Consider the following 25,787-nt stretch of genomic DNA (forward strand, 5'->3'; position numbering starts at 1 on the left):
AAAAAAGGCAACACAAAAATGTATCGCCAATTCTGTGCGTCCCCCTAAAAAATCATTTGTTGTCAGCATTCAGCACTTGTAAACAAACAGGCGATGCTATGGTTGTGGTGCTTTGTATTTTTGTAAGTCCGCCGTTTTTTTCTATTGAAAAGGTAACTATGTTTTTGCTTTTTTGATTTGCTACAAGAAGATATTTGCCCAATGGATCAATCATAAAGTTTCTTGGCCAATCGCCATGTACAGCATTTGTACCAAGCATTTTTAGAGTGTCGTCTTTCCTGATTTCAAAAATAGCAATGCTGTTATGGCCGCGGTTTGAGGTGTAAAGATACTCTCCGGATGGAGAAATATGAATATCAGCAGGATAGTTTTTATTCGAGTAATCTTTTGGAAGAGTGCTTATAGTTTGGATGTGATTTCTATTTCCATTTTCTTTGTTTATTTTAAAAATCTCAATGGTGCTATTTAATTCATTTAATATATAAATCGTTTTTCCATCTTTACTAAATTCAAAATGCCTTGGGCCGGCTCCTGCCGCAAGTGATATTGAATTTTCTTTTTCTGAAAGCTCACCATTTTCTTTGTCAAAATCATACACGTAAACTTTATCTGCACCTAAATCCGCAGCAAAAGCTATATTATTTTTTTTATCCAATCTGATAGAATGCATGTGGGAAGCATCCTGTCGATTAGTGTTTGGGCCTTGTCCATTATGTTTAATTACGGAAACAGCTTTTTCTATTTTACCATTGTTTACTAAAAAAGAGGCAACAGTTTCCTGCATATAATTACTGACTAAAAGGAATTGACCATCGTTGGAAGTTGTGATGTAACATGGCGCTCCACCCTCAGAGAATATCTTATTGATAAAGGTAAGCCCACCTGTTTCCTGATTAATTGAATAAGAACTTATATAACCGCCATTTTTATCTGTATAATTCATCAGCTCATTAGCAGCATATAAATATTTTTTATCCGGCGAAATAGTGATATAAGATGGATTATCTATGTTTTTTTGAACACTTTTTAAAGTTAGCCTTCCTGATTCATCAACCTGATAAATTTCAATACCTTGATCACTATTTTCAGTATAAGATCCAACAAAAAGCAAGCGGCCATTTTCAGATTTAATCATTTCATTTCCCTGGCACGAAAGTAGATTCAAGAATAATAGTAGTAAAAGAATTCCAGTCAAAGAATACATAATAGTTCCAATATTTGATTGAATGCAGGAAGAAAATAGAGGCTATTTTTTTGTGATTCAAATTAAAATGATATTGGGGTTCAACTTGTTCCTATTTTAAAAGTACAAGTTTTTTTGTTTCGAAATAAGTGGCTGTTTTTATTCTATACAGATAAATACCACTGGCAAAACCGGATGCATCCCATTCTACATTGTATGCGCCAGCCGTTTGTTTTTTGTTAACCAGCGTAGCTACCCTTTGCCCAAGTAAGTTATAAATACTTATATCCACCAGGCAAGTTCTTGGAAGTTGATATTCAATGCTTGTTTTGGGATTAAAAGGATTGGGATAGTTTTGAGATAGATTGAACTTGGAAGGGTAGGCTTTTCCGGTTTTTTGATCTATCCAGGTATTACCATCGGATGTTCTTAGAATCAAACCGAATTCTCCGGTCACCCAGCCAAAACCATCTTTAAAATCGATTACGTATAATGGATATTCAAAATGATCTAACTGAATTGACCAACTAGTTCCACCGTCAAAAGTCTCGAGAATAACATAGTTGAAACTGGTATCCTCCCCAACCGCCCAGCCATGCAGATTATTTTCGAAATACATATCATTGATCTCGTAGTTAAAGTCCGGGATTTCCTGCCAGCTTGCTCCACCGTCTCCTGTCCTTAAAAGGAGTGGATGAATTTTGTTTCTCGATTGAATGTATCCGCCTGCTATCCAGCCATGATTTTCATCGTTGAAGAAAATATCTTTTAATGGGAGGTCAGTATTACTGGATTGTACCTGCCATTGATCGTGTTCAGTATATTTTACTATCATTCCGTATTCACCCACTGCCCAGGCTGTATTATTAACAGCATGAATTGAATTTAAAGAGTACTCAAGAACTGAACTGTCCTGGTATTCCCACGCAAGGTCCCAGTTTTCTCCACCATCACTTGTTCCTAAAATTATTGGCCGATCCACCGAAGAAGACTTTCCTACCGCCCAACCAAGATCATCATCAGTAAAAAAAATATCTTTACCCCTAAGATCATAACCATTTTCATCGAAATTATTTTCATAAACGACTTTCCACCTACTTCCAAAATCATTTGTTTTATATATATGATTATCGGATAAAATGAAACCGGTCTGATCATTATTAAAAAAAGAGGAGACTCCGCTAATATTTGAATTAACTTTCCATGAAACACCACCATCATCTGTTATCAATACAAGGCCGAGGAGGGCGTGGAATCCGATGCCACGACAAACGGCAAAGCCGTTATTTTTATCAATAAACTGAATATCAAGGATTGAGTATGTAAACTTTTGAAGTGACCAATTGTCACCACCATCTGTACTATTTAGAATAAACGGATAATCATAACCAATGCCCCAGGCCCCAATACCAAGTGCAAATCCCATATCATCCTTGTTAATAAAAATTGAAGAAATATATGCATTACCATAATTAGTTGTAATAACTTCCCAGTTTGCCCCACCATCTAAACTCTTCATTATATTCGAAGGAATGTACCAAGATGTAGTGTCCTCCATAATGGCAAAAATTTTAGACTGATTAATGCTATAAAAGGAGTATATCCCGACTTCACCTTGTGTTTTAATTGTCCAATTATTCAATGTGTCTGTCGTTGCACACAGAAAGTAATCTATATTGCCTTGTTCATATTCTTTTTTTGCTAAAAAATTTGCGGTTGAATCATTAATAAATTGCAAATTGTAAATTGTGGTGAATTCCGGGATAATTATCTCTTGCCAGCTATTGCCACCATCATTTGTTTTTAATATAAGTCCTTTGGTTGTAGGGCCATCATCATAACTGCCCGTTATTATACCTGTCTCAGAATCTATAAAACTTATTGAATAAAGACGTCTTCCTTCCAAATTAGGGGAAATATCAAGCCAGTCTATACCGCCATTGATAGTCTTATGAATCCTATATCCAATAATAAAAACAATACTGTCATCAATCGCCTGAATCCTTCCTTCCCCCCAGTAACCAAATCCGGCGTCTTTAAATTCTTTTTGAATTGACCAACTATGACCACCGTCTTCGGATTTTATTATTATTTCACTCTCGGTTTCTTCAATCTCATCATAATATGGACCAAACCCCCAACCAATAAATTCATTTATAAAGTCAATCCTTTCAACAGACCAGCCTTCATTCAATGGAACCGCGTCCCAGGTTAATCCACCATCTGTTGTTTTTAGCAATCTATTGCCGGCAGAAATCCATCCAATTTCATTATTGACAAAATCTATTGAATTAAAATTTCCATATGGCCAACCATCATTCAAAACCTCCCATTGGCTTTGTAAGTCAGTAAACATGACTGAGACAATTGTAACCACTAAAATAAGCTGTTTCATTTTGTCTTCTTCCTACTTTAAAAGGACAAGTTTTTGGGTTTGAATAAAACCATCACCTGTTTCTAATCTATACAAATATACTCCACTGGAAAAAACACTGGCATCCCATTCAACTTTGTAACTTCCTGCTGTTTGTTTTTTAGAAACCAGAGTAACCACCTTTTGTCCGAGAAGATTAAATATTGATAATTCAACCTCACTGGTTTTTGCCAATTGATAACTGATTGCTGTTGTAGGATTAAAGGGGTTGGGGTAGTTTTGATTAAGGGCAAATTCTTTTGGCAAATGATCAAACTTGTCAGTAATGGCTGTTGGAAAAAGATTCTTAGCTACAAAATCAAATGATGAATGCCAGAAAGGATATTCATCACTGGATATTATTACATCAAATGGAATTGGTTTTGTGAGTGTGCAGTCTGGAATCATGTTTTCCGCATACTCAAAAGCGAAATAATTGAAAATTGTGCTAGTATCAATTACTCCTGCTTCAAGATCAGGAAAGGTTCTTGTACCTATTTCCATTCTTTCTACTCGGGGGTCTTCTGTTTTGAGTTCAATTGATAGATTTTCTGCAGATGTGATTTTACCAGAGTTTTGCAGAATTAATAAGATAAACTGGGTGTTTGTTGATTCCAGGTAGCTTGTATCAAGATAAGCTGGTTCCGTTAGTTGAACAGGCCCGATTGTTGTAAAAACAACATCAGTGTCCAAATGATTAACTACAGTATCCGAATCGATTCGTGTCACCTGGAGCTTAATTGAAAAATTGCCTTCTATGCCTGATTGCGCCATCCAGGAATTAGCAAAGAGGCCATCTTCTGCATTGCCATCATTATGGTCACCATCATCAAAAAGCTCTACGCTGTAAACAGTAGCCTCTCCTGCTTCAATCTTTGCATTAAGTGTAATCCCTGTTGGATTGTTAATTTCTGAAGTAATCAAAACACTGTCGACACCTGCCATGGCAAAGCTTTTGTCGACATAAAGATTTTCAAACAATGGAAATAAATCATTTTGCGGGTTGTATACTTCTACTTCATTAATGGGATGAAGAGGCCAGTCTGTTATTGACCCGCCGGTGATATATATTTTTCCGTCTATTTCACTGGATTGCGTGTTTCTTCTCCATATTGGAGTTTTACTTAATGATTTCCATTCTTCAGTTTGCGGGTTATATTCCCAAGCATTTGATACGGGCTCACCTGCGGGGCTTGATGTTCCTCCAAAAATGTAAATCAATCCATTCAAAGAAGTGACGGAGAAATTTTGAAGCACAAAAGGCATGGGTTTCTTTGTTTCCCACGTATTTGTCCCGGGATCATATACCTCGATAATATCCAGTGTTGTATTCGAATTATTTACCGATTTTGCTCCCCCAAAAGCGTAAATTTTTTCATCAACAACACATGTATTAAAATAGGCCCGCTCGGTTGGCATTGGTTCTTTAAATGACCAGCTATTTGAATCCGGATCAAATTCCTCAACAGCACTGATGTAGTTACCTGTATTATAATTGATTCCCCCAATGGCATAAATCTTTCCGTTAACCACACTGGTTGATAAACCCCATCGGCCTACATTCATACTATCTTTTGTCGACCAGCTATCCGTATGCGGGTCATACGCCTCTACTAATTTCAAGCCACCCTGGCAAACTATTAGACCTCCTCCAATCACATAGATTGTATCATTTACAACACTTGCAGGGGCTCCTCTTGGGGTTGGCATGGGTTTTTTTAACGACCAGCTATTTGTTTCCGGATTATATTCCTCAACGGTCTTAGAACCAGCATCGCCACATCCGTTATTAAAAACTTCAGTACCTCCAAAAACATAAATTTTTCCATTTACGGTACACTGTCCATGGCCGTATTTTGGAGTGTTCATTGGCGCTACTGTGGACCAGGGACTGTCTTGGGCCAGACCTATGGAAGCACTACCCAATAGACTCATTGCACACAGAATGATGATAGTTGATGGTTCTGAAATATATTTGATATACTTCTTCATAAATCCCTCCGAGAATTGGCTTTTAAAAACGAAAGTCGTTCAATACTATTTTAGGACAACGAGTTTGCGGATTTGTGCAAATCCAGTACTCGTTTCTAACCTGTAAAGGTAAATCCAGTTAATACTAAGTTGCTATGAATACTTGAAGCATCTGTTGGCACATTAATTTTATCTGAAAAGACCAAAGAAATAAAACAAAATGGATTAACATAAGCTTTTCATTTTGTCTCCTATTGTGGATTTAACAATTTTTTTTAAATGAAGAGATAAATGATAATACTATTCAGTACAAGTGAGGGTAGAAGTTATTAAAGTTAGGAGTAGATTTAAGACTAATTGGTATTAAAACAATATAGAAAGATAGTTGTGGGTTAACAACTATAATATTTAGGAGACTTAAACAAAGAAGATATTTCGCTTAAAACGAATATTTTGTCCTGAAGAAAAGGGCTTTGCCATAGCTGCCAAATTCCGTTAGTGGATCGCCATCTGTGATAAATCCTATCAGGTACAAATCAAGATTCGTTATGGCAGACCAACTTACAGAGGGCACAAAAATTGATGAATTGTCATTTGGGTTATGAAGAAGAAACACAGTGCCACGTACCAAAGGATGTATATTGTAAGCTGTCTCAAAAAAAAGTGATACCTGTGAAGGTGAAAGCAATCCGGCTTTTAAGGCCTGCCTGCTATATAAAAGTGTATTGCTTTTTTTCCCAATAGAGTTATACAATATTTCAGAATGCAGATAAAATGAGTTGGGGAAAGTATAATCCAGCGAAATAACAGCATTGATATTTTTTTTGTCTGAATCGGAATAATTTGAAATTGGTAATAAAGTTTCTCCCAACTGCTGTTCGGAAACTGAATCGCTGATTTTGAATTCTCCCCTAAAACCTGCACCATAAATATCTCCTGCAAAAGCGGTTGCCAGGATAGGTTTATCATGTTGCCATGCTGCAATTAGGTAAAAATCATAATCCCATTTATTGTGCAGCCAGAGCAGGGCGACGGTTCGTTCAAATTTATTAGGTGATGATTTTAAAGCCAGTTCCAACCTGCCTGCAACACCAGTAAAATATTGGATACGCAATGCATCTGAGCCAGGCATTTCCTCATAATCAAAATCAAGAACAGATTGTGGATTGAACAAATCTGTAATATTCCAGACAAAACTTGTTCCCCAGGCGATTCTTTGCCTGCCAAAGGTGATTTGCCAATCACCGTAATTATAATTAAAAAATAGCCGATCAATCTGTCCATAACCTAAACTGGATTTTTTTTCCCAAAAGAGAGAACTGAGATCATCGTGAGGATAGTCAGTAATAACAGTTTGTTTGAACTGCGGCTGTTTTTCTACAAGATCCCCGTAAAACCCACGAAGGCGGAATTCAACTCCAACAGACAAATTTTCAGTTGGGTAATACCTGTTATTTATTCTTAAATGCAGCTGATGGTCAACCAGGTTTTCATTTGAAAGAGAATCATTCTCAGTTGTTGAAAACAAATATTTAGCATAACCATATGTTTCCCAGTCCTGGGCTTGAATGGTTATGAACCAAAGAAAAGTTGAAACAAATATTAGAAGGCTATTTAGTTTTCTCAATTCTCAATTCTCAATTATTAATTATTAATTATTTTTCACCATTCCGTCTTCAAGCGTAATAACCCTTTTAGCGCGTTTGATTACCCGGGCATCATGGGTTGAGAATATAAAAGTCATGTTATGTTTTTTGTTCATCTCTTCCATCATATCCAATAATGATTCCGCTGATTCTGAATCCAGATTAGCTGTTGGTTCATCTGCCAATACAAATGCCGGATGAGAAGCAAGAGCCCTTGCCACGGCAACTCTTTGTTGCTGCCCACCGGAAAGCTGAGAAGGCCTGCTATCCAGACGATCGCCCAGCCCTACATCTTGTAAAAGCTGGCTGGCTTTTTTCTCTCGTTCTTCTTTATTAACACCTTGCAGGAGCATTATAAATTCAACATTTTCCCTGGCGGTAAAAACAGGTATAAGATTATAAGCCTGAAAAACAAAGCCAATATTTCTTAACCTGAAGTCTATTAATTTATTACTGCTCATTGCTGTAATCTCGTTACCGGCAATTGTAACATTGCCTTGGTTTGGTTTGTCCAATCCGCCTAAAATATTAAGCAGGGTTGTTTTTCCCGAGCCAGATGGACCGACGATGGCAGTGAATTCTTTTTCTTCAATTTGAAGATCTACATTTTTTACTGCATGCACAGGTACAGCAGAAGTATTATATGTTTTATTTACATGCTTTAATTCAATTAAGGCCATTTTAAAACTCCCAAATTTTCATAATCAATTATCTTAAAAAACTAAAACGATCTGATTGCCACTGCTGGTTCCAGTTTTATTGCTTTCAATGCCGGCATTAAAGCTGCAATGTTGGCGGCTATTATCACCATTATTGTCAATCCTAAATACATCATTGCCGGAAGATACGGATAAATCATAGTGCTCATTCCAAAACTTTCAAAGCTTGTAGCCAATCCGGAAAAATCCATTCCATTAAAGCTAAAATAGCTTATCGAAGTAGCACCAACTAAGAATCCGCTTAATCCACCTGTTAAGGATAGCAAAATTGTTTCGATCAGAATCATAAAAAATACCCGCCATTTTTTCATTCCAACAGCAATCAGCATACCCAATTCTCGCACCCTGTCTAATACGGACATGAGCATTGTATTAGTGATTCCAAAAAGCAGCGCAAAAAGGATTATACCGACAAAAAGATATGTAAAATAATCCATCATTTCTGCCATGTAGCCAAGCTCTGGAGCCAGCTCTTTCCAGGTTTGGATTTTTTGTTTGGGATATTTTGCTTTTGCAGATTCAACTACACTTTGCATTACTCCTGCAGAGGTTGTCCTAATTGCGATTTCATGATAAAGTGGTTCACTTCCCAGAGATCGGAACAGGTCTTTTTGTTGGACAAAAACAGTCATTCCATCAAATACAGATGATTCGGTTTTAAAAATCCCAACGACCCGGCAAGCCAAATAAACCACTGATTCATCAATCCCTGGAAAGCTTAAAACTACTTTTTTTCGCAGACGCAGGTTTAAGCGTTCAGCAAGTTTTTTGCCAATAATAATTTGGTTTTTGCGGTCGGATTCAAAAAAGACACCATCAATAAGGTTTTCATCGATATCTGTAACTTCTTTTTCGTCAGGTGCATTAATCCCGATAATATTGACACCAAATGATGAAGCTGGTGAAGCAGCCATTCCGTCAATCAGTACCCGGGCAGAAATGGCATCTATATTTTGTACTTTCCTTAATTCAGAAGTTGTTTCTGCACCATTGGGAATAAATGCATTTATATCCCGCTCTTTGCTAAACTCCTGGTGATGAATTTGAATATGGGCAAGATTTCGGTCAATGGCTGTATTAACCATAGACTCGGCCATTCCCATCATCATCGCTCCGGAAAATAAACCACCCCATAAACCAAAAGTAATTGCTAATACGATGATCATACTTCTTTTTTTATTTCGCCAGATATTTTTCCAGGCTAAAATGAGCAGCATGTCTCTAACCTTTCTTTCTTTTATTTTTTTATCGTTTCAACAGGATTTAAATTTTTTATAAAAAACATTGGGTGTAAAGCGGAGATTAGCGCAATTATCAGCACAATAAGCGCCTGGCTGATAAAAATATTTTCATCTGCACTAAAATGCATTTCGGCTTCATAGCCATAGTTTTCATACATCTCTGCAACTTCACCCGTAAAACGGATTGGGTTATTATGCATGTATAATACAATTGGCAAACTGCCCATCATCCCAATCACAACACCTAAAAATGAAAACATAATTGTTTCGATTGTTGTTGACCAAATCAGACGTGCTTTCTGCATGCCAACCGAGACCAGGATAGCAAATTCCTTTTGGCGCTCAGAAGTCATCATCATAACTGTGCCAAATATGCCAAACCCAATCACTATATAAAGGATTCCGGACATAATCATTCCACTTACCTGCTTGGTCATCACTGTTTGCTCCAGCTCGGGCAGCATTTCGTTCCAACTCATTAAAACAGCATCATTAGGCAAAAAACTTTCTATGGTTTTCAGTGCATCTGGTAAGTTCTTCGCATTGTCGATCATAATGGAGAGAGAAGTGATTCGCTCATCAATACCATAAATATATTGAGCATTGGATAGGCTCAGATATGCGGTCATGTTGTCCAGTTTAGATAAAGGAAGTTCCACGATTCCCAAAACAGGTAAAAGCGCCGCTGCTGTTTGTCCACGATATCCCTGGCCATATAAAACAAGGCTGTCGCCAACATCTGTTTTTAAGCGTTCTGACAACCCATTGCCAAGCAGAATTCCTTTCGAGGTTTCATTTAAAAACTCACCTTTAATAATTCTGGATTGTAAATAATTCATATTGTTTTCTGATTGCGGATCAATGCCAATTATTTGAGCTATCTTTGTGTTTGTATCTTTGGAAAGTAGGGCGAAAGATTCCAGACGCGGCGTAATAGATGTGACATGCACAGTTTTTTGAATTTTTTCTTCAAACTCAGGATTGATTAAAAAACTTTTATCTAACGAACGGTTATCCCAAAATCCATTTCCCTGAATTTGCGCATATCCGGTAAATATTTTTGCAGAAGAATGTACAATCTGTTCCCAGGTGCCGATTTGAATGGATCGCATTAATGAAGAAAATATTACTGCAAAAAATACTGAAGCAGTTATTATCAGGGTTCGTTTTTTATTGCGCCATAAGTTGCGCCAGCTTAATGAGAAGTACATTTTAATCCTTGTAATAGTTAAGCTCTTAAGCCATCTACAGGCTTTAGTTTACGAATAAATAAAAAAGGATAAATGGCAGAAAAAATGGCTATAATTAAAACAGCAATTGCTTGTGAAAAGAAAATAATTTCATCTGTGCTAAAATTCATAACAGGTTCAATACCCAGTTTTTCATAAGCTACAGCTGCTTCTCCTGCCATGTAAATAGGATTGTTTTTTAAATAATACAGCAGCGGTAAACTGCCTATTACACCAGCAAAAACCCCTAAAAATGAAACAAGTATGGTTTCAATTATGGTTGTAAAAATAAGCCCTTTCTTTTTCATCCCAACAGAAATTAGAATAGAAAACTCTCTTCGTCGTTCAGAAATCATCATCATTACTGTTCCAAAAACGCCAAAGCCGATAACCACATAAAGAATAATCAGCATAATAATTCCGCTTATATTATCAACCTGGATATTTTGTTTGAGCTCCGGCATCATTTCATCCCATGTCATTACAACTAAATCAGGATCAATGATTTGGTAAAGCTCAGTTAAAATGTTATCCAGGTAGCGGACGTTTGATATCATAAATGAGAGAGATGTAACGCGGTTTCCCGTGCCATAAATGTGTTGACTGTTTTTCAATTCTAAATAGACTATGGAATTATCCATTTTTTCAAATGGAAGATCAACGATGCCACTTATAGGAAGCTTTGCCGCAGCAGTTTGTCCATGATAACCCATTCCATATAAAACAAGACTGTCACCAATCTCTGCTTTAAGTCGGCTTGCCAAACCCTTCCCAACCAGCAGTCCATCAGATTGCGCATTTATGTAGGAACCTTCAATTATTCTGGATTTTAGACCGGTCATTTCGTCTTCTGCAGTTGGATCGATTCCAATTACCTGGGCAACTTTTGTACTGTTGCCTTTGGATAATAGTGCAAACGATTCCAGGCGTGGAGTAACAGAGGTAACCTCTTCAATTTGTTCAAAGAGTTCTTTTTGTTGGTTAGGAATATCTATACTTTTATCCAGCGAGCGATTATCCCAAAAGCCTTCACCCTGGATCTGCAGATAACCGGTGAAAATTTTTGCTGAAGAATCAATCATGAAAGAATAAGAACCACGCTGTCCGGAGCGCATTATTGAGGCCAGAATAACCGCGAAAAAAACTGAGGCTGCCATAATTAAAGTTCGCCGTTTATTGCGCCATAAATTGCGCCAGCTAAGGGATAAGTACATTTCTTTTCCTTTTACTCATTCTTGTTTCAAAACGAAATTAATCTTACAATCAGCGTACTCTTTTCATATTTTGTTGTGAAAAAAAGTTTGTCCGGATTTTTTTGTTAAACTCAATATCGAGATACTCCAAAACTGTTTTTTGGCCGGGTTCGTCCACCGGAATCATTTCCCAATATGTTGGAATAAGTCGACCACCAAGTTGCTTAATTTGGCTGCCTTTCATTGTTTTGACTAAGAAATCATCTTCATCGTAGTAATCAATTTTCAATTGAAGAAAGCCTTTCTTGGAAATCCACATTATTATTTTCCCCCAAACAACCCCCGCTTCAGGATTTGGGATAAGTTCAACTTTGTGGCAGAGATATCCTTCATATTCTTCTTCACCTATAACTTGATGTTGGTAATCTTCGACAATTGAGGATTGACGGACAAGGTCATCATTTGTAAAATCCGAACCCATCCAGGATTGCAGCATCATTGAAGGAGGTATTTTAATGGTTTTTTGGACCGATGGTATGAAATTCCACACTTCCTGTTTTCTCTTCAGCGTAACCATTCCTTTATCCCGTGCCGGGGCTGTTACTAAAAGAAGCGAGTAATCTGGCTCAATTGACCATACTTTCATCGCAACTTCGCGAGACCAATCTGGTTTTATAATTATCATTTTAAATTCTGCATAACTGCTTTTAGAGCGGATCAGGTCATTTGATTTCTTAACAATATCCAGGGCGCTCTCCTGCGAAAAGAGTAGGGTAGTACTAAAGGCCAGCAATAAAATATGAATATTGATTCGCTGTGTAATCATTTCAAAATCTCCTTGATGTTAGCTTTTCAGGTTTTGGTCAATAATCCTGCAAGCAATGTGTCTGTAAACGTTTTTTTCACTTCATCAATATTTATAACTTTTGGATCCATGATAATTTGCAGGAAAAGTCCATCGAGTGCTCCCATGGTTATAGCAGAAAAAGCATTGGCATCAACATACTTAAAAACCCCTTTTTCAATTCCTTCATGCACAATTTGCGAAAGCAGGATCCGGTATTGTTGGTAAATCTGTTTAAGGTCGATAGTTTGTACTGCATGTTCATTTTTAGTTCGAATCCCTTCAGCCCAGAAATCCATCATAATCCCGGCAAACTCACCCGCATCATCTCGATGGTAGTCCAACGTAATTCCAATAATAAATTCTAATTTTTTAATTGGATCGGTTATGTTTACCAACCCTTCACTTATCATTATTTCCATTTCGCCAAACATAGAATGGAAAGCAGAGCTGAAAATTTCTTCTTTACTGCGGAAGTATTCATAGATTGTACCTTTGCCAATTCCTGCGGCTTTTGCAATATCAATCATTTTAGATTTTGCTATACCGTTTTTTGAAAATACCTGCATAGCAGCCTGGACTATTTGCTTTTTCTTTTCTTCTTTGTCAATAATTTTTGGTGCCATAAATTCCCTTATATGTAATTGACCGACCAGTCGGTATTAATATAATAAGATTTTTTCCAAATAGAAACATCTTTTTATTATTTTTTAGATTTGAAATTTGAAAGAAATAGGAATTAGTTTCTAACTCCTTTATTTTTAACAACTTGCTGGTTCAATATTTTTGGGGATTTTGTATTTTATTATTTTGTTACGTTTAATATTGAGACTTGATATTTTCTTCGAAATCTTGACAAATATCACAAATAGAGTATCTTAATCAGATATTGCATATTCCTTTTTGTAATTAGGGGGAGCAGAGAACCCAATCTTTGCTCACAGATTTAACCAACGAACTCAAAAACATAGCTTTAACTAACTAATCATATCACAATTGGAGGTATATATGGGTAGACTTTCTACTTATCGTATAATTTTTTCATTTTTTATTAGCCTGTTCCTATTGGGAACTGCTTTTGGCCAAACAGGTAAAATTGCCGGGTCTGTTTATGATGCAGATAATGGTGATCCACTTGTTGGCGTGAATGTTGAAGTTTTAGATCAGTTTACAGGTGCAGCAACCGATGGCAATGGTGAGTATGTAATTACAATTGCTGAGGGGAGTTATACTTTACGTATTACAATTATTGGATATGAATCAGTTGATAAGGATGTTAAGGTTATTTCCGGCGAGACTACTCGGATAGATTTTGAAACTAATCAAACCATTGCCGAGCTTGCAGATGTTGTGGTTGTTATTGGTTCACGCGCGCAAAGACCACGTACATCAACAGAATCAGTTGTTCCGGTAGATGTAATTGATATTCAGCAACTTGTATCTCAGGCACCGCAAGTAACAGTTAATGAAATTTTAAACTATGCAGCGCCATCATTTTCTTCAAACACGCAAACAATCTCAGATGGTACTGACCATATCGATCCTGCTTCTTTACGCGGCCTTGGTCCTGATCAGGTTTTGGTTTTAATAAACGGCAAAAGAAGACATACAACATCGCTTGTAAATGTAAATGGTACTTTTGGCCGTGGTAATGTTGGAACGGATTTAAACTCAATTCCATCAGCTGCCATAAAAAGAGTTGAAGTTTTGCGCGATGGCGCTGCAGCCCAATATGGCTCTGATGCTATTGCCGGTGTTATTAATATTGTTTTACGCGATGCAACAGACAAACTAAATGTAACTACAAACGCAGGTAGTTATTATTCTTCGGAATCGGAAGGTGATAATGATGGAAGTTATGAAAATGTTTCCATGAATTATGGATTGCCTCTCGGAACAGAGGGTGGATTTATTAATTTTACAGGATCGTATGAAGACCGCGATCCAACAAACAGAATGAAGGAGTGGGAAGGTCAGATTTTTGCAGGTTATAACTCAACAGATCCAAACTATTCTGGTGATCCTGATGCAGATATTACCGATGCTGAATTAGCAAGACGTGGCCAAACCCGCAGCGATTATAATATGCGTGTCGGGCAGGCTGCTTATAAAAGCGGCTCCGTTTTTTTGAACATGGCTATTCCAACAAGTAAAACATCTGAAGTTTATGCTTTTGGCGGGTTAAGTTACAGAAATGGTAATTCGGCAGGTTTTTACCGTTTGCCTTACCAGGAAAGAACAGTAACAAGTGTTTATCACAATGGGTTTTTACCAGAAATAAATTCAATTATTCATGATCGTTCTTTTGCCATTGGTATTCGTGGTAAAGCAAAAGGTTGGGATTTGGATTTAAGTAATACGTGGGGAACAAATACTTTTCAGTTCCAGATTGGTAACACCCTTAATGCATCACTAGAAGACGCCACGAAAACAAGTTATAATTCAGGTGGCCATGGTTTTACTCAAAATACAGCAAACTTTGATGCCAGCAGACATTTAGATGATATTATGGAAGGTCTGAACATGGCCTTTGGTTTTGAGTATCGTTATGAAAATTATGAAATTATTGCCGGTGAAGAAGGCTCATATGCAAAATATGATAAACTTGGTAATATTGTAACACCAAATACACCAGATTCTTTAATTGTAAGAGGGCCAAATGGTTCAGCCCGGCCAGGTGGAGCACAGGTTTTTCCGGGATTCCGTCCTTCAAATGAGTTGAGTGAATATCGCACAAGTGCAGCTTTTTATGCGGATGTTGAAGTAGACTTTACCGAAAGCCTTTTTGGTACGGCAGCATATAGATTTGAAGATTATAGTGACTTTGGTTCAACCAATAATTTTAAAATAGCAGGTCGTGTTCAAGCTACTGACGATTTCGCTGTTCGTGGTGCATTTAGTACAGGTTTCCGTGCACCTTCGCTGCACCAGATTTATTTTAATTCTACTTCTACGCTTTTTGTGGATGGAATTCCCAATGAAGTTGGTTCATTTTCTAATGATAGCCGTGTAGCTCAAATATTAGGCATACCTAAACTAAAAGAAGAAACATCTCAGAATATCAGCCTTGGTGTTACTGCAAACTTACCGGATTTAAATACGACTGTAACAGTTGATGCATATCAAATTGATATTACAGACCGTGTTGTTAAAACAGGAACTTTCAGTGCAGGTGACGGTGAAGATGAACTTGCTGCGTTACTTGCCAGTGTAAATGCAACCGGTGCAGCCTTTTTTGCCAATGCAATTGATACAAAAACACAAGGCGTTGATCTTGTTGTAACTCATAGATACGATATCTCTGAAGATGCCTTCTTAAGTTCAAACATTTCCGCAACTTATTCTGAAACAACTCAGGAAGGTGATATCCATTCATCTCCATTGTTAAAAGACAAGGAAAGCACCTATTTTGATGAAACAAGCCGCATTTATCTTGAATCTGCTACCCCTCGTACAAAAATAAATATTACCGAAACATATACCAGAACAAACTGGAATGCGATGCTTAGAGGCGTTTATTTTGGTGAAGTTAACGAAGCAACTAATAATGTTGATAATCAACAACTTTATGCAGGGAAGTGGGTTTTTGATACTAGTGTTGGCTACAAAATTTTAAATCATACCTGGCTAACAGTTGGTATAAACAATCTTTTGGATACATATCCCGATGAAGCAATTAAAGCAAATCAAAGTAGCGGACGTTTCCTATATTCCAGAAGATCAAAGCAATTTGGAGTTAATGGGCGTTATTTATTTTCTCGCTTGTCCTTTAATCTTTAATGATTATTTCTCTTAATACAGATTAAACGGATTTTATCTAAGGTCTCTCTATTGAGAGACCTTTTTTTATACTTACAAAAGTCTTATCTTACTTACCTTTTTTTGATCTTTTATAAATTATATTGTTTAGTAATAATCCCCGTTAATTTTTTTTGAACTTAATTTTTCGAATTAAATATATTTTTAGAAGGGGTTGTAAAGTAGGTTTTAAACCAGAAGGAAGGTGTTTTGATAGAAACAGGAAAATTAAAATTTTATGGAATACGGAATATTGAATCGATACCTCAATTTAGGAAGCTTTCGGCTGATGATCAGTTTGCTTCCAAAGTAGTAGCACACGTCCTGCCATTTCGCACAAACAATTATGTTGTTGATGAACTAATTAACTGGGATAACATCCCTGACGATCCTATGTATCAACTCACCTTCATGCAACGCGATATGCTTCACCCTAATCACTTTGAAAAGATTGCCTGTTTATTAAAACGCAATGCGAGTCCTGCAGAAATTAAGACTGCAGCCAATGAAATAAGGTATGAAATGAATCCCCATCCGGGAGACCAGATGACTGCAAATGTACCGCTTATGGACAATGAACCTGTTCGCGGGATTCAGCATAAATACCGCGAAACATGTCTGGTATTTCCTTCAAGCGGGCAAACCTGCCATGCTTACTGTACATTTTGTTTCCGTTGGGCACAGTTTGTAGGATCTAATGATTTGAAGTTTGCAACAGATGAGTCAAACCGTTTTCAAGAATACCTAAAATCACATCATGAAATAAGCGATGTTTTATTTACTGGTGGCGATCCGATGATAATGTCACTAAAGAAACTTGAAGCCTATATTCTTCCTTTGTTAAAACCCGAATTTGAGCATATCCGCACAATCCGGATTGGTACAAAATCAATCTCTTACTGGCCTTATCGATTTGTAACCGACAAAGATTCGGAGGGGATATTAAACCTTTTTGAAAAAGTTATGAGTTCCGGAAAACACCTTGCATTGATGGGGCACTTTAATCACTGGGTAGAACTTTCTACGCCGATTGTTCATAAAGCCATTCGAAAGTTACGAAACGTTGGAGTTAAAATCCGTAGCCAGAGCCCATTGATAAAACATATTAATGATGATAGTGCGGTCTGGGCCAGAATGTGGAAAGATCAGGTTAACCTGGGCATTATTCCATATTACATGTTTGTGGAAAGAGAAACCGGTGCTTTTGATTATTTTTCAGTGCCACTCTCAAGATCCTTTGAAATATATCGCGATGCATTTAAACAAGTATCAGGATTATCACGAGGTGCGCGTGGTCCGTCGATGTCAGCATCACCAGGTAAGGTTGTTATAGATGGTATATCAAAAATAAATGGTGAGTCTGTTTTTGTTCTGAACTTTTTGCAGGCACGAAATGCGGAATGGGTTAAAAAACCATTCTTTGCAAAATATGACGAAACGTCAACCTGGGTTGATCAATTGAAACCTGCTTTTGGGCAAGAGAAGTTTTTCTTTGAAGATGAGTTGGAAGAAATATTGTCAAAAAAGAGAAAGTAGAACCTATCTTAATTGCTATCCAAGAATAGCTCCTTCGTCATCAAGCTTTGGAAAAGGTTCTCCTTTTTCCCGCAATTTAGCAGCCAATCTTGGATAGCCTTTTTCAAAAATAAAATCGTTTGTAAATTTTTCGTCCGGATTAGATTTTTCATACATCCCGGCATCATGACGCTGTCGTTGGGCTTCATATAAAATGATGGCTGTTGCAACAGAAACATTTAAAGATTGCACCATGCCGTACATTGGGATTATGATGCTGCCATCGGCACTTTCTATCGCCTCGTCGGTTAAACCATCCAGCTCTTGCCCAACAACAATTGCAGTTGGAAGACAGAAATCAATTTCCCTAAAATCTTTTGCTTGTTCATTGAAATGTGCTGTTAACAGCTGAAACCCCTTTTTCTTAAGGTGTTTATAAGCATCCCCTATTTCCGTGTGCGTTTTCACATTTACCCATCTACCGCTTCCACTGGCCGCGTCTTGTGTTAAGTTTAATTCATCAAACCTTGTAATGGCATGAATTTCTGGAATACCGGCTGCGTCAGAAGTACGCGCTATTGCAGCTAGGTTGTGTGCTTTATGAACGTTCTCCATTACAACCGTTAAACTTGGTTGGCGATGTTTCAGCATTTGAAGTATTTTTTTATAGCGGGATGGTGTCATGTGGAAAATTAATTTTTTTAAGAATGGATTTTGAATCAGTAAATATTTTTTAGAAGAACTTAAATCAGTTTATTCAAAATGTAAAAATTATCTTGATAGCTTAATCCCAACAATAAAATTTCTTCCCGGTGCATTTATTCCTGAACCGTGCTCACGATAAAGGTGGTCCAAAATATTTTCTACAGCTAAATTCAACCGAATCCAATTATTAAATTCGTACTCTGTTCGTACATTTAAAGTAAACCATTCCGGCGTCCCGCCAATTGGAATTCGTGGATCATCAAAATCATCGCTTGAGAGCCGTGTTTGAGCAGCGGCAAAACGAAGATAAAATTCGGAGAAAGATTTATTTTGCTGCCAGCTTGCCCCAACCAATCCGAAAAGTGGTGGAATTCCCCCAACGGGTTCATTTGCTGTCTGGTTCTCTCCAAATGTAAATGATAAATTTGATCTGAATTTTAGCGAATTTGAAAGGGCAAAGTTTAAGCTGGATTCAAATCCTGTTATAAATGCTTTTCCACCATTTTGTTTTGATTTTACTGATAGTGTGTCTTCTCCTGAAACGATGTTTGGCGAGCCATTGTAGAGATCATTTGAACTAATCAGTAAATCTGATATCTGCATATAATAAATTGCAGCCGAAAATTTTAATAAGCGTTTATTCAGTTTATAATTAAGATCGATGCTAAGAGCTTTTTCGGGATTAACATTCAGATTTGGCACTTCAAAAATACTACCTTTTGATTCACCAAATTTTGCTAAATCGCTGAGATTAGGTGCACGAAAACCCTGAGAAATATTTGTTGAAAGCGAACTCCATTGGTTTGGCTTGTATATAATCCCAAAGCTGCCTGTTAATGCATTATATTTTTTTTCAAAACTTAATTTGGTTGTATCTTTTATGGTGAAATCCGTTTGGAAATGGGAAAAGCGGATGCCTGCATTTGCCTGCCAATCTGTTGAAAAACTATATTCATCTTCTAAAAAGATACCAAAACTACTGTAGCGTGAATCATCCGGAAACCGGCCTCGCGTTGTTACGTCTATTTTGTCTGTGGAGGAAACTGTGGTTTTGCTATTTACAAAGTCTGAATAATAATCCAACCCAAAATTTAATAACTGTTCCTTATAATTCGATTGGGCCTGAAATGTAAAACCAATTGTTTGCACATCATCGATTTCTTTTATCAAATCCGAAACGATTGTTTTTTGCTTTTGGCGGCCTTCCTGTTGCCGGTGATATGATAAGCTTGTGCGAAAGGAATTGAAAAAACCGTTTTTGTTTTTATTCTCGTACACACCATAAATAAGGTCTCTTTTTTGCGGGGTATATAACCATTTGTAAAAATCATTATATGCATATTTATCAAATCGGGGTACATCTTCTTGCCGGGAAAGCTGATAAGCAAGAATTAGATTTTGTTTAGGACGCGGTTCATAAATAATCTTGCCGGTAAAATCATAGGCAGTAAAGCCTGTTGGTTTTTGCGTATTTTGTTCATAGCCAATAAGTAGTTCGTCTTTCTTATTTGTACTTCCCTGGATTAAATCGCCATAGTTTTTATAACTAAATCCACTTTGAAAAATAAGGTTCTTTTCAAAATATTTTAAATTTGTGGAAAGCATCTTTTCACTATCCGCAGAAGAAAAACGGCTGTTGATGTTATAATCAATTTTATTTTCGGAACTTATTAGCGGGATTTCTGTGATCAGGTTTATCGTGCCGCCAAGTGCATCACTTCCGTGTAAAACGGATAAAGGGCCATGAACCACTTCAATCCGATCCAGCATATTGTTATCAACTGTTGTTAAATATTGATGGTTGCCGAGACGATAGGTCGAATTATTCAGCCGAATGCCATCCACCAAAATAAGAATTTGGTTTGAGCTTAAGCCGCGGATAATTGCAGAACCGCCACCATGGTTTGTTTTTTGGATAAAAACGCCGCTTTCCTCGCGAAGTGCCTCAGCCGAAGTTTTACTGTTTCGCCGTGCAATTTGCTGGCGGCTAACCATGTTTACAATTGGAATAATTTCTTCTACTTTTTTATGTGAGCGGGTTGCTGTAACCACAACGCTTTCACTTTCATAAAATCCTGTTGAAAGAATGATTGTATCCAAAACTGTAATTACGCCCTGGGAAATAGCTATATTTTCTATTTCGATTGTTTGGTAAGAAATATGCTCAACGCGGATTGTATATCTCCCGGCATCCAACGGTCCAATCGTAAACTTTCCATTGTGATCGCTTACATCATTTTTGGGCGGGTTAAGCAGACTAATATGGGCATCTCTAACGGCTTCGTTATTTTCATTAAATATTACACCCTGGATTTCAGATTTAAGAGTTCGGTTTGCAGGTTTTTGGGCAAAGCTTGAAGAATAGGTAAAAATCAAAAAACAAAAAGTTAATAAAATCAGTTTTAGCATGTGTCTCAATATAAAAATATGGTTTTAACAGGGCGCGTAACTTGCAAAATGTCTGTGATTGATGCAAGCTGTAATGAGGGATATGTACTGAATATACTTGTCTTTGTTTCGAATAAAACGATGGTATTTACAATTTTGCTGAAAACTAAAAAACATTTAAGACTGAGCATAGTTTTTTGCTTTACTAATATGAAGTATGTAAATTTTTGCACATAAAATTATTAAATACATTTCTAAATAATGGAGAATTAAATATGTTAAATAAAATTGCCGTGATTGGCGGTGGAAATATTGGCGGAGTCGTCGTTCAGGAAGCCGTTTCACGCAAATTGGCACGCAATGTTGCGCTTGTTGATGTTAAGGCGCCTGAATTTGCCCAGGGAAAATGCCTGGATATAGCTGAAGGTTCTCCGGTAATAGGTTCTGATATTAATGTAGAAGGATCTAAAGAATATGGGGTGATTGAAGGAGCGGACATTGTTATTAATACTGCTGGTGTACCTCGCACAACCCGCCCGGATGGCACAATGCCTACCCGTGAAGAACTTTTGGGGACTAATCTTAAAATTACTGATTTTGTAAGCGAAGGTATTTCTAAATTTGCACCAAACGCTATTATTATTTCTATTGCCAATCCTTTGGATGCGATTGTTTACAGACTGCAAATGAACCTTAAACGCGATCGTTCTACAATTATGGGAATGGCAGGTGTTTTAGATTCCGCACGTTACAGATTGTTTATCGCGCAAGAAGCCAATGTAAGTGTTGAAAATGTAGAAGCAATGGTTCTTGGCGGTCATGGTGATGATATGTTGCCAATCCGTTCTGCCTGCCGTATTGCCGGTATGCCTGTTGAACAGTTTGTTTCTTCAGATAAGCTTGATGCAATTGAAGCAAGAACACGTAAAGCCGGGGGTGAAGTTGTTAAGCTTCTTGGAAGCGGATCCGCATTTGTTTCTCCAGCATGGAGTGCCTTGCAAATGGCTGAAGCTATTGTTTATAACAAACGCCAAATTATGCCTGTTAGCACATTGCTAAATGGCGAATATGGTGTAGAAGGCCTTTTTATTGGTGTTCCTGCAATAGTTGGTAAAAATGGCGTGGAACAAATAATTGAGATGGACCTATCTGACAACGAAAAAGAGATGTTTAAGAATTCCGTTGCCTCTGTCCAAAAAACTGCCGATGAAGTAGTTTCAATGACTAAGTAAATAATTTCTATAATTAGCGTGGGTATTTTTTCCCACGCTTTTTTTCTCTTCTTTTCAGTTTTCTAAACTCCTTAAAAACAAATTTCCAATAAATATAATTTTTTCATACAATTCAGTATGCCATTTAAAATTCAAATTTGGTCTCCCCCTATGTATTGGAAAGTATTGATATTCGCCTCATATCTTTTTTGCAACTCCTGTACTAATGATATTTCCGTAAATAAAATTAATAATCTTGGTGGGCAAAATGAAAATTGGTATTTGCAAACAAAAACCGATCTCGGTGCATCCATTAAAATGATCGATGAAAACAACGGATTTGCCATATCAAGGGGAAGGGGAAATATACCAGGAATTGTTTATAAATATGATGGTAGTCAATGGTCCGGGATTCATTCATTTCCATACTCAGATTTTCCAATTGTTTTCCCCATTGATTCATCCACAGTGTGGACTGTAAACCATTTGACCCATAGCGGAGATTATAAACCAATTTTTAATTCCATCGCCCCTGCAGGCATAGAGGAGTTGGTTTTGCCCAAAGTTATGTGGGACGAAAAGGATTTTTCCATGTGGAAATCCCTGGACAGGCTGAAGGATGGAACTGCATGGATGGTTGGCCAGCTAGGCAATATTCTTTATTTCAATGGCAATGATTGGATTGAATATCAATCCCCATTAAAAGACCTGGAGCGCAGCAGCATGTTTAGTGTTGATCTAAACGATATAAAAATGATAGACGAAAGCTACGGATGGGCGATTGGCAAAAATGGCATTATTCTTAAATATGAAAATAAAACCTGGAAAGTAATTGAATCTCCAACAAAAAATGATTTGTACTCTATTAATTTTTCGGACGAAAAAAATGGCTGGATAGCAGGCGAAAAAGGTACTATCCTCAAATTTGAAAAAGGGAAATGGCTACGAATAAAAACAAAGTACAGAGATGATTTAAGATCAATTGAGTTTGATAAAAAGGAATTTCCCTGGATATGTGGTGATAACAGTCGTCTGATCAGGTATGATGGATCACACTGGGTGGAACATTCCTTTTTTCAAGATTATAAAGACGATTTTCTTGATCTGGATATTATTTATACAGAAAATGGTATGCGCCTGATTTGGATCATGGGTACTAATGGAATATATACCAATGCGCATGGTTCACAGCTTTCTTTCTCCGATATTACCCAATCCGCCGCTCTGAAATCACAAGGTGTCTCTGCATTGATTAGCGACCAGGATATGGATGGCTTCCCCGATTTGCTGGTTATAAATGAGGGCCCTAATCTGTATTTTAGAAATAATGGAAACAGTCAATTCTCTGATCAGAGCATCCATACCGGTTTTCTGACTGAAACTGAATACCCAAATGCAATGGTTGCCGATATTAACAATGATGGATATCAGGATGTTTTTGAGATATCGGACTCAGAAACATTTCGGTTACTTTTAGGAACTCGCGGATTTGATTTTATTTCTTTTAATGGGATTCAAATAAAACAAGATACACTGTCCGATTTTGTTTCAACACAGTCTGTTAGTTTTGTAGACTTTGATAATGATGGCAATCTGGATCTTTATATTTCTAACTATGATGATCCGAACTTTGTCTTAAAAGGGGATGGAAGTGGAAACTTCCAAGACATCACTGCTTCGCTGCCTGTTAACAAAATTGGCTTACGTTCTTTTGGCGCAGTTTTTTCAGATATGAATTCCGATGGATTAATAGACATCATAATCCCTTATAGGGACAATGCAACAAATGGCAGATTTGTCGATCTTTTTGTAAATGAGAAAGACTTCAAATTTTCCCGCTTCGATAGCCCATCTTTTTTTAATTCTCAGCAAAATGATTATATAAAATCCGCAATCGCTGAAGATTTTAATAATGATGGTTTCTGTGATTTGCTTTTCTTCAATCAAGACTACCAGCCAGTTTTGTTGCAAAATGATGGAAATGCAAAGTTTATTAATGTTTCAGATATTTCTGAATTACCGCAAAAAATGTTCTACCCTGAAGAGATAAGTGGCATTATTAACAGCGCCGATCTAAATAATGACGGTTGGATGGATTTAGTTTTGGGAGGCCGGATATTCCTAAATAATCCGGAAATGAATTTTAAGGAAGTTACAGAAAATGTTGGTATTCATTTTATGGGTACACCTTCCATAGCTGATATTGACCGTGACGGAGATATGGATATCTTTTTTGGCAGCTCCGCTCATGGATTGGGAGAAGGCAAGCGGGCAGCACTTTATAGAAACAATATCAATAATAAGCAGTCGGCTGAAATTGTCCTGAAGGGTGATGTTAGCAATAGACAGGCTATTGGAAGTCAGATATATTTATATGCCATTGGAGAAAGTGGTGATACGGTTTATACATCTTTAAAACAGGTTGGATTGGGTTCATCTCCAACTACTATCAACCGGCTAAACCAAACTTATTTTGGACTCGATCCAGATTATAATTATCAAGCACAAGTTATTTTCCCATCGGGTAAAACGCATATTCTAAAGGATGTAAGTCCGGGTAAAAACTATACGCTTTATGAATCTGAACCTTGGGGGCATTATTTTGTATTATTCTCAAAAGATGTTTTCCGTAGTTGGCAATTATATAAACCTGCTTATTTGTGGGGAGTTTTATTACTTGTTATTTTATTTCCGGCAATAATTATTTTAAGCAAAAAATACTGTTCAGCTCGGTCTATTCGCTATACAATTCATTTTACATTTGCGCTTGTGGCTTACCTGATCACTTTACATTTTTCAATCCTTATGCTCCCAGTTTTCGTAATTACAATTCCAACACTTGTTGCTTCGTTGATTCTGATTGCCTTAATCCTGGGCAATAACTTTTTTGAGAAGCAGAAAAGCACCAGATATATTTCTCATTTCAAAATTGATAAAAAAATTGGTGAAGGGGGCATGGGCCGCGTATATAAAGCACTCGATATCCAGACAAAAAAAACAGTGGCCCTAAAAGTATTGTTGGAAGAACTACTTCAAAATCCTGTCAACCGAAAACGTTTTGACAGCGAATGCCAAATCCTGGAATCTTTAAAACACCCTAATATTGTTGAGGTTTTTGAAGCCTCTGAAAGTGGTTATAGTGGCTATATTGCCATGGAGCTTTTGGAAGGTGGTACTTTAAGACAATTTATACATAAACATCACCCGTTAAGTGAAAAAAGTATAGCAGAATTTTTAGTGCAAATCTGTTCAGGTTTAGAAGCCATCCATAAAAATGACATTATTCATCGTGATTTAAAAACCAATAATATAATGTTAGATTCTGACAATAACCTGCGCATAATGGATTTTGGCCTTTCAAAAGCACCCGTAGTTTCGACCATGACAAACATTGGAACGGCTATGGGGACGTTGGCCTACATTGCACCTGAGCAGATTACCGGTTTACAAATTGATAAGCGTTCTGATTTCTTTTCCCTGGGAGTAATAATTTATGAGCTGTTTACAAATGCATTGCCTTTTAATGCGGAAAATGAAATGGGCTTGATCCATGCAATTTTTAATTATCAGCCACTTTCAATTCTGAAAAAGAGGAGTGATATTAATCCAGGTTGGGAACTTTTGGTAAACCAATGTCTGGAAAAAGATTTTGAAAAACGTCCTATAAATATCACTATTATTTCAGATAAAATAAAAGAAATAATAAGTGGTTAAAATTTTAAATTTTGGAA

The 25,787-nt window shown here is 37.0% G+C and carries 16 protein-coding genes; 4 read left to right on the forward strand and 12 right to left on the reverse strand.

Translation table 11 applies throughout. The features are described 5' to 3' along the window. Positions 1-52: 52 nt before the first annotated feature. From HND50_15400 to HND50_15445, 10 genes are all read right to left on the reverse strand, one after another. Complete coding sequence (locus HND50_15400) at positions 53-1,135, reverse strand: lactonase family protein (protein ID NOG46626.1); 1,083 nt, start codon at positions 1,133-1,135, stop codon at positions 53-55. A gap of 160 nt (positions 1,136-1,295) precedes the next feature. Continuing rightward, on the reverse strand, positions 1,296-3,578 hold the full coding sequence (locus HND50_15405) for a T9SS type A sorting domain-containing protein (protein ID NOG46627.1): 2,283 nt from the start codon (positions 3,576-3,578) through the stop codon (positions 1,296-1,298). Between the two features lie 12 nt (positions 3,579-3,590). Next, positions 3,591-5,588 carry a T9SS type A sorting domain-containing protein gene (locus HND50_15410; protein ID NOG46628.1) on the reverse strand — a complete coding sequence of 666 codons (1,998 nt, stop codon included), beginning with the start codon at positions 5,586-5,588 and terminating at the stop codon, positions 3,591-3,593. Between the two features lie 418 nt (positions 5,589-6,006). Further along, a complete protein-coding gene (locus HND50_15415) occupies positions 6,007-7,194 on the reverse strand; it encodes a hypothetical protein (protein ID NOG46629.1) in 1,188 nt (395 codons plus the stop codon). Positions 7,195-7,218: 24 nt separating this feature from the next. Beyond that, entirely contained in the window at positions 7,219-7,893 is a 675-nt protein-coding gene (locus HND50_15420) for an ABC transporter ATP-binding protein (GenBank protein ID NOG46630.1), read from the reverse strand. Positions 7,894-7,934: 41 nt separating this feature from the next. Beyond that, the gene (locus HND50_15425) at positions 7,935-9,149 is read right to left on the reverse strand and encodes an ABC transporter permease (protein ID NOG46631.1); all 1,215 of its coding nucleotides are present in this window, start codon (positions 9,147-9,149) and stop codon (positions 7,935-7,937) included. A gap of 20 nt (positions 9,150-9,169) precedes the next feature. After that, positions 9,170-10,384 carry an ABC transporter permease gene (locus HND50_15430; GenBank protein ID NOG46632.1) on the reverse strand — a complete coding sequence of 405 codons (1,215 nt, stop codon included), beginning with the start codon at positions 10,382-10,384 and terminating at the stop codon, positions 9,170-9,172. Positions 10,385-10,401: 17 nt separating this feature from the next. Beyond that, on the reverse strand, positions 10,402-11,616 hold the full coding sequence (locus HND50_15435) for an ABC transporter permease (GenBank protein ID NOG46633.1): 1,215 nt from the start codon (positions 11,614-11,616) through the stop codon (positions 10,402-10,404). Positions 11,617-11,665: 49 nt separating this feature from the next. Beyond that, the gene (locus HND50_15440; protein NOG46634.1) at positions 11,666-12,421 is read right to left on the reverse strand and encodes an outer membrane lipoprotein-sorting protein; all 756 of its coding nucleotides are present in this window, start codon (positions 12,419-12,421) and stop codon (positions 11,666-11,668) included. A gap of 26 nt (positions 12,422-12,447) precedes the next feature. Continuing rightward, complete coding sequence (locus tag HND50_15445; protein ID NOG46635.1) at positions 12,448-13,065, reverse strand: TetR/AcrR family transcriptional regulator; 618 nt, start codon at positions 13,063-13,065, stop codon at positions 12,448-12,450. Positions 13,066-13,447: 382 nt separating this feature from the next. On the opposite strand from HND50_15445, the gene HND50_15450 reads away from it, so the two are divergent. Further along, a complete protein-coding gene (locus tag HND50_15450) occupies positions 13,448-16,219 on the forward strand; it encodes a TonB-dependent receptor (protein NOG46636.1) in 2,772 nt (923 codons plus the stop codon). A 228-nt stretch (positions 16,220-16,447) separates the two neighbouring features. Continuing rightward, a complete protein-coding gene (locus HND50_15455) occupies positions 16,448-17,773 on the forward strand; it encodes a lysine 2,3-aminomutase (GenBank protein ID NOG46637.1) in 1,326 nt (441 codons plus the stop codon). A 15-nt stretch (positions 17,774-17,788) separates the two neighbouring features. On the opposite strand, the gene trmH is transcribed toward HND50_15455, so the two are convergent. After that, on the reverse strand, positions 17,789-18,436 hold the full coding sequence (gene trmH, locus HND50_15460) for a tRNA (guanosine(18)-2'-O)-methyltransferase TrmH (GenBank protein NOG46638.1): 648 nt from the start codon (positions 18,434-18,436) through the stop codon (positions 17,789-17,791). Between the two features lie 87 nt (positions 18,437-18,523). Continuing rightward, positions 18,524-20,866: a TonB-dependent receptor gene (locus tag HND50_15465; protein ID NOG46639.1), complete on the reverse strand. Its 2,343-nt coding sequence runs from the start codon at positions 20,864-20,866 to the stop codon at positions 18,524-18,526. Positions 20,867-21,120: 254 nt separating this feature from the next. Here HND50_15465 and HND50_15470 point away from each other — a divergent pair, with 254 nt between their 5' ends. Together HND50_15470 and HND50_15475 are read left to right on the forward strand one after the other, a co-directional pair. Beyond that, the gene (locus HND50_15470) at positions 21,121-22,077 is read left to right on the forward strand and encodes a malate dehydrogenase (protein NOG46640.1); all 957 of its coding nucleotides are present in this window, start codon (positions 21,121-21,123) and stop codon (positions 22,075-22,077) included. A 150-nt stretch (positions 22,078-22,227) separates the two neighbouring features. Next, positions 22,228-25,770 (forward strand): protein kinase, encoded by a 3,543-nt coding sequence (locus HND50_15475; protein NOG46641.1) that lies wholly within the window; start codon positions 22,228-22,230, stop codon positions 25,768-25,770. The last annotated feature ends 17 nt before the right edge of the window (positions 25,771-25,787 follow it).

This window comes from Calditrichota bacterium (assembly GCA_013112635.1).
GTDB lineage: Bacteria > Calditrichota > Calditrichia > Calditrichales > J004 > JABFGF01.

Coding starts and splice junctions, on each gene's coding strand:
- HND50_15400 (NOG46626.1), bottom strand. CDS start 1,135: ATGATTAAATCTGAAAATGGCCGCTTGCTTTTTGTTGGATCTTATACT.
- HND50_15405 (NOG46627.1), bottom strand. CDS start 3,578: ATGAAACAGCTTATTTTAGTGGTTACAATTGTCTCAGTCATGTTTACT.
- HND50_15410 (NOG46628.1), bottom strand. CDS start 5,588: ATGAAGAAGTATATCAAATATATTTCAGAACCATCAACTATCATCATT.
- HND50_15420 (NOG46630.1), bottom strand. CDS start 7,893: ATGGCCTTAATTGAATTAAAGCATGTAAATAAAACATATAATACTTCT.
- HND50_15425 (NOG46631.1), bottom strand. CDS start 9,149: ATGCTGCTCATTTTAGCCTGGAAAAATATCTGGCGAAATAAAAAAAGA.
- HND50_15430 (NOG46632.1), bottom strand. CDS start 10,384: ATGTACTTCTCATTAAGCTGGCGCAACTTATGGCGCAATAAAAAACGA.
- HND50_15435 (NOG46633.1), bottom strand. CDS start 11,616: ATGTACTTATCCCTTAGCTGGCGCAATTTATGGCGCAATAAACGGCGA.
- HND50_15440 (NOG46634.1), bottom strand. CDS start 12,421: ATGATTACACAGCGAATCAATATTCATATTTTATTGCTGGCCTTTAGT.
- HND50_15445 (NOG46635.1), bottom strand. CDS start 13,065: ATGGCACCAAAAATTATTGACAAAGAAGAAAAGAAAAAGCAAATAGTC.
- HND50_15450 (NOG46636.1), top strand. CDS start 13,448: ATGGGTAGACTTTCTACTTATCGTATAATTTTTTCATTTTTTATTAGC.
- trmH (NOG46638.1), bottom strand. CDS start 18,436: ATGACACCATCCCGCTATAAAAAAATACTTCAAATGCTGAAACATCGC.
- HND50_15465 (NOG46639.1), bottom strand. CDS start 20,866: ATGCTAAAACTGATTTTATTAACTTTTTGTTTTTTGATTTTTACCTAT.
- HND50_15470 (NOG46640.1), top strand. CDS start 21,121: ATGTTAAATAAAATTGCCGTGATTGGCGGTGGAAATATTGGCGGAGTC.
- HND50_15475 (NOG46641.1), top strand. CDS start 22,228: ATGTATTGGAAAGTATTGATATTCGCCTCATATCTTTTTTGCAACTCC.